The sequence below is a fragment of the Atlanticothrix silvestris CENA357 genome, from assembly GCF_016056295.1.
Taxonomy (GTDB): Bacteria; Cyanobacteriota; Cyanobacteriia; order Cyanobacteriales; family Nostocaceae; genus Atlanticothrix; species Atlanticothrix silvestris.
Window position 1 is genome coordinate 109,195 of sequence record NZ_JAECZB010000004.1, and the last position, 15,016, is coordinate 124,210.

At 41.2% G+C, this 15,016-nt stretch carries 15 protein-coding genes and 1 riboswitch; of the genes, 3 read left to right on the forward strand and 12 right to left on the reverse strand.

Annotation, left to right across the window (positions count from 1 at the left end; all coding sequences use genetic code 11):
- Positions 1 to 76 precede the first annotated feature (76 nt).
- Positions 77 to 451, reverse strand: coding sequence for a hypothetical protein (locus I8751_RS29440; RefSeq protein ID WP_225893932.1), 375 nt, complete (start codon positions 449 to 451; stop codon positions 77 to 79).
- Between the two features lie 188 nt (positions 452 to 639).
- On the opposite strand from I8751_RS29440, the gene I8751_RS03625 reads away from it, so the two are divergent.
- The gene (locus I8751_RS03625; protein WP_214437792.1) at positions 640 to 1,359 is read left to right on the forward strand and encodes a Uma2 family endonuclease; all 720 of its coding nucleotides are present in this window, start codon (positions 640 to 642) and stop codon (positions 1,357 to 1,359) included.
- A 43-nt stretch (positions 1,360 to 1,402) separates the two neighbouring features.
- On the opposite strand, the gene I8751_RS03630 is transcribed toward I8751_RS03625, so the two are convergent.
- From I8751_RS03630 to I8751_RS03655, 6 genes are all read right to left on the reverse strand, one after another.
- Positions 1,403 to 2,146 (reverse strand): cobalt-precorrin-6A reductase, encoded by a 744-nt coding sequence (locus tag I8751_RS03630; RefSeq protein ID WP_214437840.1) that lies wholly within the window; start codon positions 2,144 to 2,146, stop codon positions 1,403 to 1,405.
- 40 nt (positions 2,147 to 2,186) lie between these two features.
- Complete coding sequence (locus tag I8751_RS03635; RefSeq protein ID WP_214437793.1) at positions 2,187 to 2,630, reverse strand: DUF1636 domain-containing protein; 444 nt, start codon at positions 2,628 to 2,630, stop codon at positions 2,187 to 2,189.
- A 26-nt stretch (positions 2,631 to 2,656) separates the two neighbouring features.
- Positions 2,657 to 2,827: riboswitch (cobalamin riboswitch) on the reverse strand.
- 155 nt (positions 2,828 to 2,982) lie between these two features.
- Positions 2,983 to 3,306, reverse strand: coding sequence for a hypothetical protein (locus I8751_RS03640; RefSeq protein WP_214437794.1), 324 nt, complete (start codon positions 3,304 to 3,306; stop codon positions 2,983 to 2,985).
- Between the two features lie 284 nt (positions 3,307 to 3,590).
- Positions 3,591 to 3,734 (reverse strand): sigma factor-like helix-turn-helix DNA-binding protein, encoded by a 144-nt coding sequence (locus I8751_RS29445; RefSeq protein WP_318780291.1) that lies wholly within the window; start codon positions 3,732 to 3,734, stop codon positions 3,591 to 3,593.
- Positions 3,735 to 3,824: 90 nt separating this feature from the next.
- Positions 3,825 to 4,727, reverse strand: a complete 903-nt coding sequence (locus tag I8751_RS03650; protein WP_214437795.1) for a DMT family transporter — start codon at positions 4,725 to 4,727, stop codon at positions 3,825 to 3,827.
- Positions 4,728 to 4,733: 6 nt separating this feature from the next.
- Entirely contained in the window at positions 4,734 to 4,961 is a 228-nt protein-coding gene (locus I8751_RS03655; RefSeq protein WP_214437796.1) for a hypothetical protein, read from the reverse strand.
- 218 nt (positions 4,962 to 5,179) lie between these two features.
- On the opposite strand from I8751_RS03655, the gene pdxR reads away from it, so the two are divergent.
- Positions 5,180 to 6,685 (forward strand): MocR-like pyridoxine biosynthesis transcription factor PdxR, encoded by a 1,506-nt coding sequence (gene pdxR / locus I8751_RS03660; RefSeq protein ID WP_318780290.1) that lies wholly within the window; start codon positions 5,180 to 5,182, stop codon positions 6,683 to 6,685.
- Positions 6,686 to 6,722: 37 nt separating this feature from the next.
- Here pdxR and I8751_RS03665 read toward each other — a convergent pair whose 3' ends face one another.
- Together I8751_RS03665 and I8751_RS03670 are read right to left on the reverse strand one after the other, a co-directional pair.
- Positions 6,723 to 8,060, reverse strand: coding sequence for a YcjF family protein (locus tag I8751_RS03665; RefSeq protein WP_214437798.1), 1,338 nt, complete (start codon positions 8,058 to 8,060; stop codon positions 6,723 to 6,725).
- Positions 8,061 to 8,351: 291 nt separating this feature from the next.
- The gene (locus I8751_RS03670) at positions 8,352 to 11,222 is read right to left on the reverse strand and encodes a sensor histidine kinase (RefSeq protein ID WP_214437799.1); all 2,871 of its coding nucleotides are present in this window, start codon (positions 11,220 to 11,222) and stop codon (positions 8,352 to 8,354) included.
- 118 nt (positions 11,223 to 11,340) lie between these two features.
- Between I8751_RS03670 and I8751_RS03675 the strand changes: the two genes are divergently transcribed.
- Positions 11,341 to 12,483, forward strand: coding sequence for a quinone-dependent dihydroorotate dehydrogenase (locus tag I8751_RS03675; protein WP_214437800.1), 1,143 nt, complete (start codon positions 11,341 to 11,343; stop codon positions 12,481 to 12,483).
- Between the two features lie 234 nt (positions 12,484 to 12,717).
- Here the strand turns inward: I8751_RS03675 and I8751_RS03680 are convergent, their stop codons facing one another.
- From I8751_RS03680 to I8751_RS03690, 3 genes are all read right to left on the reverse strand, one after another.
- On the reverse strand, positions 12,718 to 13,446 hold the full coding sequence (locus I8751_RS03680; RefSeq protein ID WP_214437801.1) for a hypothetical protein: 729 nt from the start codon (positions 13,444 to 13,446) through the stop codon (positions 12,718 to 12,720).
- Between the two features lie 297 nt (positions 13,447 to 13,743).
- On the reverse strand, positions 13,744 to 14,331 hold the full coding sequence (locus I8751_RS03685) for a Uma2 family endonuclease (RefSeq protein WP_214437802.1): 588 nt from the start codon (positions 14,329 to 14,331) through the stop codon (positions 13,744 to 13,746).
- 67 nt (positions 14,332 to 14,398) lie between these two features.
- On the reverse strand, positions 14,399 to 14,977 hold the full coding sequence (locus I8751_RS03690; protein WP_214437803.1) for a Uma2 family endonuclease: 579 nt from the start codon (positions 14,975 to 14,977) through the stop codon (positions 14,399 to 14,401).
- Between the last annotated feature and the right edge of the window lie 39 nt (positions 14,978 to 15,016).

The window sequence follows — 15,016 nt, forward strand, 5'->3', positions numbered from 1 at the left end:
TTTAGTACTTTAGTATCAATATATCGTTTTGTACCCTGCCTTCTACTTTTTATAATAAGTGATTATGCTTATCTAGTTAAGAATCTTCTTGTTTTTCTGTTTGTGTTTTTAAATCAGCAAATATATCGTGCTGTTCTCTAAAAACCCTTGCAGTATAAGATAAACCTAAATCTAAGGAAAGCAAATCAACACCATCAATAATCTTGGATATCTGGGATTTATCAACTTGCAACCAGGATTTATAAAGTCTGGCGAGTTCTTTCAAAAAATTGAGTTCTTCACCCTCAAGATTATTGAATATGTCCCGATATCGCCAACCACGCTCATAGCGACTCAGCATTTGTTCTGGCGTGAACCGATACACATCGCCTGTCTGCCAACAGATTGATTCCAAAAAGGGCAGTTTTTTTGGGGCAATCACAGAATTAGTTGTTGATGTTGCGGTTGTCATAACTCTTTTAACCAACCACTTTGGCTAACTCTAATTTTAGAGTAGCTTTATTTTAAATGTCATCCAAACGTTAAACATACATCGATTAATTTGGTGATCTTGTAAAAGCTTTGGCGATCACTAATCTTAATTAGCAGTCAAAATAGTGATATCTAGGCAAAGGTCGCGTTCATGTATCTGGTTATGTTATGTCAACCAACATCACTCAAAACCAAAGTTTTTCAGTATCTCCTGTCCCAGACTGGGAAAACCCACTACCTCCAGAAGATTTAATATTTGATGACGGAGAACCCTTGGAAAGCAACCGCCACCGTATTGCCATGAATGTTTTAATCCAATCTTTGCAGCAAGCTTGGTCAGACCGCAAAGATTACTTTGTCGGTGGTAATATGTTTGTCTATTACAGTCGAACTCAGGTGCGAAATCGAGATTTTAGGGGGCCAGATTTTTTTGTAGTTCTCAACGTCGAAGGAAATCGTTCTCGCCAAGGTTGGGTAGTATGGGATGAAGAGGGACGTTACCCTGATATGATTGTCGAATTGATGTCTCCCTCAACAGCAAATATAGATATAGGCGAAAAAAAGACTCTTTATGAAGGAGTTTTTAAAACTAGAGACTATTTCGTTTTTGACCCCTTTGATGCCAATTCTTTGCAAGGATGGCGATTAGATGCAAATTTTCGCTATCAGCCCTTAGTTGCTAATGAGCAAGGTTGGTTGTGGTGCGAAACTTTAGGATTTTGGTTAGGAACTTGGGAAGGAACGATACAAAGGGAAACTGCATTTTGGTTAAGATTTTATGACCATAACAAAAATTTAGTTTTGTTACCAGAAGAAGCAGAACGCCAACGAGCAGAACGCTTGGCCTCTCGCTTGAGGGAGTTAGGAGAAGATCCACAAAATATTTGAGTTTTTTTGATCAGTGCGATCGCTGTTCTCAATCCTGCTTGCACTAATCATGCAACTTTTCTAGCAACCATGCTAAAGCACCTTCAACATCTGTGACTTGCTCTGTTGGCGGTGTAGCTGGACGATTCACCATGACAACTTGTAATCCTAGTTCTCTGGCTGCAATAATTTTGGCGTAGGTGGCATCACCACCACTATTTTTGCTGACTATGGTATCGATATTATGGTGAGTGAGAATTTTTCTCTCGTTATCCAGAGCAAAAGGCCCTTTGTCACACAATATCATCCCTGGCGGAATCACAGCATCAGAATTTGGAGGATCAATCATTCGCATCAAAAACCAAATTTTTTTTAAGTAAGCAAAAGCAGCAAGTTCTTGCCTACCGACTGTTAAAAACACGCGCTGTGCTTGGTTTTCTAGAGTAGCAGCAGCAGTTGCAGTATTTTCAACTTCAATCCAGCGATCGCCACTAACTTTTTGCCAAGGCGGACGGACTAACATCAAATGAGGCATTCCCACTTCCTTAGCCGCTGCTGCTGCATTCCAAGAAATCTGATTAGCGAAGGGATGGGTAGCGTCGATTAATAAATCAATACGCATCTGACGCAGATAGTTAACTAATCCAGCCACACCACCGAAACCCCCAATGCGGACATTACCCACTGGGAATGATGGTTCACGGGTGCGCCCTGCGAGGGAGGCGATCGCCTCAATTTTGGGGATAGTTGCAACTTTGGCAGCTAAGTCTGCGGCATCTTTAACACCACCGAGAATCAAAACGCGTATAACCATGTTTTCTCTGCGTTATCTGCCATCAAGTCACTTTTTACATGTCTGTAGTCATGACTTTTTCGAGATTTAAAGGTGGAATCTTCGCCAGAATGCCTTTTTTCAATGGTTCAGGTCGCTCTGACCAAGGTAGTAAACCATCTGATTTAGCGTAGTATTGACTGGCACATTCGAGTACAGCAGACGCACTTTCATCAACAGTTAAATCACCAAAAAGATAAGTTAATTTGCCTTTAGCAGCAAAAGCAACGACGCAAGAACGGTTACAAGCACTCATGCATTCTACTTCTTGGATAGAAAATTGATCTCGCAATTCCCAATCTTGTGCAAGGTGCTGAAGATGTTGTAATAGTTTTTGACCTCCACTTTCACCTAGACGTTTTCCGTCTTGCCAAACACTGGCACAGGTTTTGCACACAAATAAAGTGTGAGAAGCGACACCTAAAGAGTTACTAGGAGAAATGTTTGCAGTAACAGTCATCTATCTGTACCTCGCAGATGTGTAGGACTGAGCAGTATATTTCGGCGGGCATTCTGACTCAACTCAATTTGGGATTTTGAGTTAGCTAAAAATCTCAAATTGGTTCACAGTTGCGGGACAGCGCCGGATTTCCACCGAACTTTCCCCCTTACCTCTGGTAGACCAATACCACCAGAACCGAAATGCCCATCCATCATACCATCAATATCCGGACAAAATTTCTTGAAAATATAAATAAAGTCCGTCTATAATTCTATTATGGTAATTTAAACTATGCTTTTTCTATAGTTTTCGGTTCTATAAAATTAGATAAAATTTATTGCTAGTCAGATATATCAGTTTTGCATGACGACTAGATTTGTTCACTAAAGATTTCAGGTACTAAATTTGAAATCTTTTTTGTTAAACTTAAGCTATTTTCCAAATCGGTATTAGATTGTAGTAAAAATAAACTTTCGAGTTCATTCTTGTTGTTTAGATGATTTAGATAGTGATCGGCATAGCGAAAAGCAGCAGTACCGTCATAAGCAGCAATACTCATAGCTTGCAACAAAACATTCAGGGGAACCTCAAACTCTGTAAGTTTTTCAGCTAAAATTACCAAATCTCTATCGCTTGCAGGTAAAGCTTTCTGTTTAAAATTAATCTCTGCTCCTTTTGGTTTTTTTCGATTCATTCGCATAATTTGCATAGTAGAGCGTTTCATAAATGCACCTTAATAACTTGAATGAGTGCAGTTTTGCTCATAAGTACAAAGCAATGTAACCGTGTTTTTACGGGATTTATTAATGTAGGAGGTAAAAACCTCAGCACAATTGCAGTCATGTATCTCAAGCCGAAACTATCCAAATATATTTTATTTCTATTGACATTTACATATTATTTGTATTGCATCTTTCAGGAAAATAAGTACTCCTTAATTTCAAGTTTTTGACGGCGTAGAAAAGTGATTGCTTTGGTCTAGATTTGGCGGACTCGTTCTCGACTGACATTCAACTTATCTCCAATCTGGGCCAAAGTTAGTTCTTGATCGTTCTCTAACCCAAAGCGCAAAATCAATACTTCACGCTGCGTTAATTTTAGTGATGATAATAAACTATTTATGTCTTAGCGCAGAAGTTATTGAATGATAAGTAAGTCGGTGGGAAGAAAGATAATTGTGTTTTTTCCCACCGACTTAGAACTGATAATTTGTTAAATACTGCGTTCAATTAATGCCTGTTTTCCCAGCACTATGCTAGCAATCACGATACCAGAAACTACCAACATTAATGGCGTAATTTCTTCACCTAGAAATAGCCCAGAGAACACAATCGTCAAAAACGGTTGGAGTAACTGTATCTGGCTGACCCTTGCAACACCACCAATGCTCATCCCGTGATACCAAGCAAAGAAAGCCAGGAACTGACTGAAAATACTGACATAACTAAAACCCAACCAAGCAGTTGGTGAAGCAACTAATCCGTGCTGAAACACTGTGTATGTTACGGGGATAAGCAAAATCGGAAATGCTATTACCAAAGCCCAACAGATAACTTGCCATCCTCCTAAAATATGAGCTAAACGTCCTCCCTCTGCATAGCCAATCGCAGCTGCAATTACTGCACCTAACAAAACCAAATCTGCTCCCTGGATTTGTCCAGTACTAGAGGTAAAAGCAAACAAAACAACTGTCGTACTACCAAAAATACTGGCGAACCAGAACTTTAAAGAAGGGCGCTCTCTACCTTTGACTGTGACAGCAATAGCAGTTGCCAAAGGGATAAGCCCTATAATTACTGCACCATGTGTCGCTGGTAGTTGCTGCATTGCCCAAGCTGATAGTAACGGAAAGCCCAAAACCACTCCTACTGTAATAATCAGTAAGCTTCCCCAGTGTTTGCTATGTGGTAAAGGCTGATGAGTTGCCCACAAAACAATCATTGCCAAAACAGCAGCAACAACCGCACGTCCCAAACCTACAAAAGTAGGATCGAAGTCTGCAACGGCAGCGCGAGTTGCTGGCAAGGTAAGACTAAATCCCAGTACACCCAAAAAACCATAAGCCAATCCCAGAGTTTCTGGATTAATAGGATAAATATTTGAATTTCGCGTCATGCTGATTTATCTTGTGTAATACTGCGTTTCAATCCACACTCGCATTTCAGTTTCAGAGCCAAAACAAGCAGAACGTCCTGTCATTGGGTCATAGGCGTGCCAAGAACAATCCCCATTAGCAAGGTGGGTTTGCCAAACTTGCAATTGAGAACTGGTTGTTATTGCTGTAACTAAGCTATGCCAAGCTTTTTGAAGTTTTAATTTTAGTAGCGGCCATCTATCAACTATCTTCATAGAAAAGTCTCTCCTGGCTCAATCGAATATCAGATACTTTCTAAATTCGCTTAGCAACATCTAAATGAGAAGGTACAGATTTGTTCAATTTAGACTGGTACAGTCGCAGTATTTCTAACTGTTCTAGTCAAACTGCATCCAACTGTACCAGCTCAGATACGGAAAAATCCCTTATATTGCCTATAGTCCCTGCTATCATCCGGAAGGAAGGGTTGACTGTGAATATCCCCTTAAATCGGCACTCACCAACCCCGATATATCTACAAATTCGCAATTATCTCAGTCGTTTGATTCAATCGGGCAAAATGCTATCTGGACAAAAGCTTCCCTCTATTCGGGTGCTGTCCACAAGTATTCAAGTTAACAAGTTGACTGTAATTGAGGCTTATAGTCTCTTAGAAGCCGATGGACTCATACATGCTCGTCAGGGTTCTGGATATTTTGTCAACCCGAAAACAACAGTCACCTCTGGTCTCACCTTGCGGTCGAACTTTTCTCCATCTCAAGAAGTGATAATTTCACAAGGTGGAGGATCGTTTTTTGAGCAATATACAACTTCAATTCAGGCTCGACGACAACAAAATATTATTGAGTTCAGTTCAGGTTTTCCCTCTACTTCCATTTCAGATAATCTACAACGGGTGGCTAAACGAGCATTGGCTAAAGCAGGGGATACCCTTTTTAGAGAAGACTTTCCTCAAGGACAGCTTTTACTACGGCAACTGATTGCTCAGATGTTAATCCAGCAAGGATTAGAGGTTTCCTCTGAAGAAATAATTATTACCAGTGGCTCACAACAAGCCCTATCTTTAGCAATGCAATACTATCTGCGAAAAGATGACTGGGTGATTGTGGAAACGCCAACTTATCATGGCGCATTAGGAATTCTCAAAAACTTACAGGCCAAGGTCATAGGAATTCCCATGACTGCGGAGGGAATAAATCTGGAATTGCTGGAGCAGTATCTCAAAAGTCATCGACCAAAATTAATTTACACCATCAGTACTTTACACAACCCAACAGGTATTACAACTTCCCTTGCCCATAGACAAGCGTTAATAACGTTGGCGCGACAGTACGAGTGTTTCATTCTGGAAGATAATGCCTATGAGGGTTTAAAATTTCAACCTGTTCCTCCCCCCATTAAGGCACTCGATCGCTATGATTTGGTAACTTACATTAGTACATTTTCAAAAACCCTGATGCCTGGATTACGAATTGGTTACATGGTGGTTACAGGTGAACATCATCAACCTCTAGTGAAGCAGAAATTACTTAATGACTTGCATGTTTCTACGGTATCTCAAGTAATTGTGAGCGAGTTTTTAGCATCGGGACATTACCGCCGTCATCTGAATCGTTTACGTATTAGCAACTTGCAAAGTCGGAATGTGATGCTGCAAGCCTTGGAGAGCTACTTTCCTGACGCGATCGCCTGGACTATTCCCAAAGGCGGTTTATTTTTGTGGACTCATCTGCCGAATCATTTACCTATTCAAACGATTTGCTCTGAAGCCTTATCCCACAATGTCCTCATTGCTAGTGGTGCTGCATTTTTTCTAGGGCAAGGTTATCCAGCGATGCGCTTGAACTTTTGCCATACACCAGAGGATATTGAACATGGAATTAAAATTATTGGTCGCTTAATTAAAAATTACTTAACTCCGAGTTTCATCAGTGTAGGTTTGTCATCTCAAGAAGTAAGTGTATCGTCCATGCGCTGATAGTCATTTTCACGAGTGTATGTTTTAATTTGACAGCTTAGGGTACTTTTGGAGTAATTCCTTTAAACCGTTCTTTAGCCTCTTGAAATGCCTCTCGCATCACTGACTGAATTTTTTGAGGGTCGGGTTTTTTACCACCCATTAAATCACCGAAGTAAACGCAAGCCCCTTCACCTAATGCCCAGGTGTAGGCAGCGGCCCAAGAAGCTGCTATGACACTGCCAAAACCAGGCAGGAATTTAATTAATTCCCGTGCAATAGCCTGTGCTAAAAATCCACCTGCGATCGCACTTACAACTCCCCCAGCTTGAGATGGTGTCAATGTTTGCCCATAGAGTTTTCCCAACAGCCCTACCATTGAGACTTGTAAAGCCGTCAGCACAGGCATTGTAGCAAAAGGCAATGGTACAGCTGCGAGTGTGGCTGCCATAATCGCAAATGGCAAAATGTAACGCCGTCCGGCATCTCGGTAAAGGTTGCCTAGTTGTTCACCTGCTGTTTCATCTAATAATTGATAAATCGCACGGGCTTCTGCTTCTGGTAGTAGTTCAGCGAGAGTATCTCTCAATGTCTCTAAGCCATAAAATACCGTATTATAGCCGTCTTCTTCTAGGGTAAAGTCAATCAGAACAGAGCGATCGCACAGGTCTGTAAAAGCTTGCTTAATTGACCTAAAGGCTCGGTTGACTTCCTCAAAATCTGGCGGATAGGCCGGATGATCATCTGTACCTGGAGGATAAATTTCATGTAAGCAAGTCACTACCAAAAGACAGGGAATTTCTGGATATTTTTGACGTAACTGCTGGGTAATTTGCCGCAATGTGTCAGTGGCAAAATCATTGATTTTAATCGTCAAAATCAGGACTCTGGCGCGGCGACTCGACTTTTGTAAATCGCCGACTAATTCTTGAATGATTTTTTGAGTGTCTTGTTTGACATCTCCTAGTCCTACCGTATCTGTAAAAATGAACAAAGGCAGATCATCAGAAGGATAAGCATAGCGCTGGGTATGTTGCGTGTGCGGACGAAATCCCTGACCGACAATTTCGGCAGAAACTCCCGTTAGTCCCCGGACAATTGAACTTTTTCCAGCTTGGGGTTTACCAATCAGCAACGCCTCCGTGGTTGGCAATTCAGCGCGGACTGTTGCTAAAATCTCTGCAACTTCTGTTTCGCTAATGCTAAACCATTGCACAACTGTCTGTGCTACTTGCTCAACGGGTAATACTTGCATTAAATTTGCCGTTGCTTGATTCCAAACACCAGCAACGCGGTTTTTCCAGTAATTGTTAACTGATTTGGTTGTACCATCAGTTGGTTCACTGAACTGCTGAGATTCAGCTGATGGTAAGTCAGCATCATGTTGTTCAGTCATTGGCAACAAAAAGATTGTAACTACACCCTACCTATCATTGTAGAGTGCTTCACTATAATTCCATCCCTGTGTAATTCAAGCAGTCTAAGCATCTAATGCAATCTGCTTGAGTTGAACTTTCAAGCCGTTTTCTGGGCGAACAATAGAATTAACTGGCGGTGCTGGTAACTCAAATACATTGGAAGGCATAGCAAAAATCTTCTACATTTGTGTGCATTGAAGAACATTAATTCACTGTTAATATTGAATTCTTCATCACACAGAGAGATTTGTTACCTAAAATCTGCTTTGTTAAAAATTACCACCTGCTAACGGTAGTAATAGGCGACTGACGACACGATTATCTGGTAACTGATAGAAATGCAGTTCTCCTCCCAATTGCTGCATCAGGTTTTGACAGATTAATAGATGCAAGCCCGGTGGTTGATTGAGGTGGGAAACAGCAAGCACATCTTTGGATGTATTGCAATGTAATGCTGCCAGTAATTGTGGCTCAATAATGCCATTATCTGTGATTGACAGTTCTAGAAATTTCTCATCTAAACGGCGACACCAGATATCAATTCTGCTACCGCTTTGAGAACGGTGACAGGCTGCAACCAATAACTCATGAAGAACTAATTCAAATTTCACAATATCACCAACGATCGCTAGGGAAGATGGATAATCTGAAGTTTGAATTCCTTTAAGAAATGTAGAAGTATCTAGTGACTCTTGCTCTTCAACCGATTGCCCCAAACCATGTACACCCGTCCATAACTTGTTGTGTTTAAATAAATTTTCGACTCGTTCGAGCGATCGCTTGAGAAAACTCGCTATGGGCATAGTTTCGCTGCTAATATGCAACTGCCATTGTTCTAGTTTGAGCATTCCAGTCATCGAGGCAGTTGTATGATCTAACTGTCGTAGCAGTAGTTGGTAGCGTGTCTGAGTTAGTTCACTAGTAGGAATACCCAAATCCTGTATTTGGCCTAGTAACAGTACTGCTGTTCTTTGGATTTCTTGTAAACGCCGATGTTTGTACCAATTGAGTTGTTGTAATTTCTGGTTTGTAGATTCTAAAAGTTGGGTAATTTGCTGCTGACGACGTGACCAAGCCAATTGAGACACAAGAATTTCTGTAGCATTGAGGCTTTGTTGTGACCATTGACGTTCTCGACGGTCTGCGATTAAAACTACCCCGGTAGGTTCATAATCAGCAGCAGTACGTAAGGCAATAATTAAAATTTGACCAATGCTTGAACCATTTAACCATTTCTTAGTTTCCAATGGTAAATCATCTATATTTACACTTAAGTAACCATCTTTGGCTAACGCCCACTGAATCAAAACTTCATTCTTAACGGATACCTTTGCATCTGCAACAATCCCAAACCCCATCTCGGTAACTAATCCAGGGATAATTTCTGCATAAGGCTGACCGGAAGACCAAGACAGTAATAATGTCAGAGGACAACTCAAAACAGATGCAGTTTCTTCTAACGCTATACGTTCTAAATGGTTATCTCTGACCTCAATTTTTTCGTTTTGGGCTTGTTCTAGGGTATATATGCATTGCTTGATGCCATGTAAAATTTTATGCTGTTGCTTTGTATCAGTGTGTAATTGCCATTGATGCACAATCACCCCAATTTGTTGACTAACAACCCAGAGCAATTCTTTTTCTAGAGTTGTCCAAGTGCGGTGAGTTTCGTGAGCAATTATTACCAGTGCTTCTGGTGCATGACCTTGGGCACAGTTACAAACTAAAAGCGATCGCACGTTATTTTCTATTAAAGGGGAACGCCAGTTCAAAAACCGTAAATCTTCATTTAAGTTTTCTACCTCCACCGCAGTTGTTGCAGACTTTAATTTATACTGATCCATTTCTTTGACAGCATTAAAGGTAAATGCCAAAGGGCGGCGATTATGAGGTTGAGTTTGATAAAGAATTTGATAATTATGTTGATCAGGGTCGTACTGTAATAATAAAAAGCGAGTCGCTGCTAGTCGAGCCAACACTCTTGTTGCACAGTTGCGTAAAGTTTCGTGGAGATCATGATGGCTATAAATGGCTTGGGCGACTTGACTAGTTAGTTGAGTATCATCTTGGATTGTTTTAATGGCGCTTTCCATGCTTTCGGTAGGAGTAACCAAAGAAATTAATCCCGCTGCACCTTGGACAAAACTCTTGTCTGTCTCTGTCCAGATGCGAGGTTCATTACCTTCCACCGCTAGAAAACCTAATAAATTATTTTGCCAGATGATGGGAGCTGCCAACAGCGATCGCACCCGCAGGCGTTGCAATAATTTAGCGGTAAAATGACTTTCTAATGAACTACGAGCATCACCAATCCAAACAATTTCATTCACTGACAATGCATAATATAATTCACTCAATTCCTGCACTGTCATTCCGGCCGCTGGTTGTTGCTGGGAATCGCGACTCATGTTGATCAGCTGATTGCTCATTCGACACCAAAAGTAACGTCCTTGGCGCTCAAACCAGTAAACGTTTGTCCGGCTGGGGGAGACAAATTGATGTGTTGTCTCTACAACTGCTTTGAGTCTTTGATCTAGGTTACTCAGGGTGCGTAAGTTTTCTAGCAATGCTAATAGTGGCTCATCAGGGCGCTTGGTTTGCTTTTGCTGCAAATCTATTTCATGTCTATAAAGTACTGCCCCTAATTCACCTAAAACCATCAGCAGTCTTGCTTTGGCTTCTGCTGGAAGTAAGTAACCCCAGCGTTCTGAACCTAATAACAGCAAACCCAAACAACGATCTTTATAGCGAATTGGCAAAAAAATCGTTCCTTGGATGTTGAATTTTCTGCCTACTTCTTGCCATACTGCTGCACGGATTTCAGTTCGTAAATCTGCTAATCCTAAAGGACGTTGTTCTATTACTACTTGCTCTAATAAATCGCCTGGGTTGAGGACAACTCGTTTGTGTAACAATTTGGTGTCATGATCGGGTACAGTGCCCCCTCTACCCAACAACGCGTGCTTCAGGCGATCGTAAGTAGCAATCCAAATCAAACTGTAATCAAACTGCTGTTGAATATAAGAAATCGTAGTTTTAATCAGAACTTCAACATCATCCTGTTCCCTGAGGCTTTGCAGGACATATCCCAAGGCTTGGATTTGCTGTTCGGCGGCTATTGTTTTTTGTGGCTGCCCCATCTGATTATTGGTTACATAACTTGTAATATATAAGATGCCCAGAAAAGTACTCTGAGTAATAATCGGTTGTGGATTTTTGACACACTAATCTTTAAAAGTGTCAGTTTTCGTCTAACAAATGGATATTTATCAAGTTGCAATTCGTCCACTTTTGTTCGATTTGGTAAAAACAGATCCAGAGTGGCTACATCAGCAGACAATTCGGAGTTTAAGCTGGCTTTCACAAACAGACATTCATCCTGCTGCTAGCTGGGTAAACCGAAGTCTACAAAAATCCTTGTGTCTAAAAGATTCACGTTTAGAACAAACTTTATTTGGCTTACAATTTCCCAACCCTTTAGGTTTAGCGGCTGGATTTGATAAAGATGGAGTTGCGGCTAGTATCTGGTCGAGCCTGGGTTTCGGCTTTGCAGAATTGGGTACTGTCACATTTATAGCCCAGCCAGGAAATCCTCGTCCCCGTTTGTTTCGCTTACCGATGGACAAAGCGGCTCTCAACCGCATGGGTTTTAATAATAACGGTGCAGCCGCTATGTCCGCACGGTTAGCAAAAAGCCAGCAAGACTTAGGCTGGTCAATACCGATTGGGATAAATCTGGGCAAATCTAAGGTTACACCCCTAGAAGCAGCAGCAGAAGATTATTTGAATAGTTTTCGCTTACTTAAGGAGTTGGGCGACTATTTTGTAGTTAATGTCTCTTCACCCAATACACCAGGATTGCGATCGCTCCAAGATGCTGCCATGCTTAGTGCCATCTTAGATTTATTGCAATATGAAAATCAATACCAAAAGCCAATTTTTGTCAAGATAGCACCTGACTTGGAATGGGAAGCGATCGCCGATATTATTTCTTTAGCTAAGACCTACAAACTAGCGGGAATTATTGCCACCAATACCACCATTAGCCGTGAGGGATTGCAAACTCAAATCATTAGCCAAACTGGCAAATCACCTCAGGAAGAAGCCGGCGGAATTAGCGGTGCGCCATTACGCGATCGCTCCACTGAGGTAATTCGGTTTATTTGGCAACAAACCCAAGGACAAATCCCAATAATTGGGGTTGGTGGCATATTTTCCACTGAAGACGCTTGGGAAAAAATTACTGCTGGTGCTAGTTTGATCCAGGTATATACAGGCTGGATTTATCAAGGTCCAATGATGGTACGCCAGATTCTCAAGGGTTTACTTTCTAAGTTAGAAGAAAATAACTTAAATTCCATCTGTGAAGCTGTAGGCTTAGAAGCAAAAATTCCTAAATAAATAAAGTCCACCCACAAGGGGATGTAGTTTTGTTAGTAGTCAGTAGTCAGTGTCAAAGCGAAAAGTGCAGTCTTGGGTTCTACCCAAGAGGAGCAACTTTTCAAAAAGATTTGTGAAAACCACCCATAAAGGTATGGGGTATTAGACCAAATTACAAAAAACAACTTAACAACTGACAATTGACAACTGACATGCGCAGCGTCAATAAAAATGCTTGCTTTTGCCTTTGAATTTTTAGCTTTTGCCTTCCTCCTCTAGAGGGAAAAACTCCTTGTTTTTTTCCGAGAATGTCCAAGCAATGCCATCTGGGTCTTTGCTGCGACTCCACTCTGGAAACTCTGGATCGTTTCGTCGTTTATATACCGTGCTGGAATAAACATTTAGCCGCTTGGCGAGTTCTGATTGAATCAGAGAGCCAAAAACTAATTGACTTTCTAACGATCGCTGGACTTGTGTATGGTTTGCGGGCGTTACTAATTCAGTTTCTGGTTCCTCCTCCTGTTGTAGCGGTGGTTCCAGAAGCGAACGTGCAGTTTTGGTCACTGGTTGAGCCGGAAGTTTTTTAACAGGCTCACTACTGTCAAGTATGCTGCCCAGAATACTGGCAGTTATAAAGTAATAAACTTCACCTCCTTCTTCCGAATTGCGTAGACTGGCACCAAACTCAGCAGCTTTGTTATCTAGGTAGCGTTTGGCAATGGGCCCAGAAAAACTGCCCTTCATTGCCAAGTCCATTGGCGTTATCTGACCCTGGTTTTCCCGAATTAGCTGATGGAAAATTGGGTTAACTTGCTTACACCACTGTTGCCATTGATATTGCTGCCAAAGATTGAAACCTAGGGCCAGCAAAATTAACACAAGTAAAGCTTTCCAAGTGGAAACTAGAAAAATAATCAAAAACGAGATTGGCAAAAGCAGAACGAGAAACGCTTTCCCGTTGCCTTGCATTAATTTTTCACTCATGCCGATTCTTGCCAAGTGAATTTTGGAAAATAATATTATATATCTTGGCAAAAATTGGGACATTTTTTTGTATCATTTGGCAAAGTCCTGGCAAATTTGTCAGCAAAAACCAGACTCAGATAAGTTTTATATGGTCTAAAACTTCCTTATTAGCTCTTCTGTGCAGAAAATCAGGAGAAATATTTTTGCCATAAAAATATATTTATCAGGTACTTGACATTTTTGTAACATATATACTACATCAAAGATATAGAACACTTTTAGACAAGGAGTAACAGTGAGTAAAATGTGCTAATGTCAATTTTTCCGCTGTAACCAAGCAAAAATTTCATCCACAGAGAGTGTTAAATTTATATCTTCTAACACTGGTAATATATCTTTTCCTGAAAACAAATCTGGCAAAGAATTAGGTTGATAAACTAAAATACAGCGTTCAATTGGATCAATCAACCATCCTAACTGACTGCCATTCCTCAAACAGTGTAAAATGTTGCCAGTTACTTTAGTTTGACTTTGAGCAGGCGAAAGAATTTCTATTACCCAAGCGGGTGCAAAATCAATACCACTGCTGATAATCTCACCGCTTTCATCTAGTGGTAGTTTATTAGTGGAGATAACAGCTACATCAGGAACTACTGAACGATTACCGCAGGTACAGCGTAATTCAGGAAAAGCTTCGTAACTACTTTCCAACCCATCAATCACTGCAACTAAACGTTTTTGCAATAAGCTGTGCTTACCTCCTCCCATTGGTTTTTGAATCGCCTCTCCGTTAATATATTCCCAAGCTGGTGAATACTCAATGTATGGAAGCTTTAAAAACTCCTCTAGAGTTGTGTTTTCTGGATATGTAGTTTTTCCTTGCGTCAACTCAATATTTTTCATAGCTTCGGCGATCGCTTTGTGTGAAAATATGCAAAAGAGCGATGTCTACGAAAAGCTCGCCCACGCGTTAAATCTCTCGACGAAATGCTCTAATAGCTGCTCCAGCATCGGTCTCAGCCATCAAAATGTAGCGTCTCAGTAAATCCAAATTGAGGTCATTGAGTCCGGGCAGTTGGCTGCGCTCGACGCGTTCATAGCTGCCGCCATGCAGATGATAGAGCGTTAACAGCCCATCTTCCCAAAACCAGACTTCCAGTACTCCCAGAGCTTTATAGCGCTCTAACTTGCTGACACCACCACTGGTAAAAACGACTTCGATGGACAAATCTGGAATCGGTTTAGCGCTGCCAATGCAGTAGGACTCGTCCGCTTGAACCGAGACAACTCCTTCTTTTTCCTGAGTCATTGATCGGGTTGGCTGAAAGAAAATGCCTTTTTCGACGAGAAAGGTTGTCACTAAATAACCGATGATACTGGCAAAAATTTCATGTTCGCGTCCTGGCATGAGAATCTCGATTGTATCGTCATAGTAAAACAGCCGCACACCAGAAGAACCGTCAAAACCTTTTTGGATGAACTTGAACTGTTCCCACGTCCCACAATGGACAATGCGTTGGTCGGTAGTTCGGTCGAGTAGTGGGGGCATCGCGTTCACCTCTAGCAATCCCTGCCTGAATTGTGACAT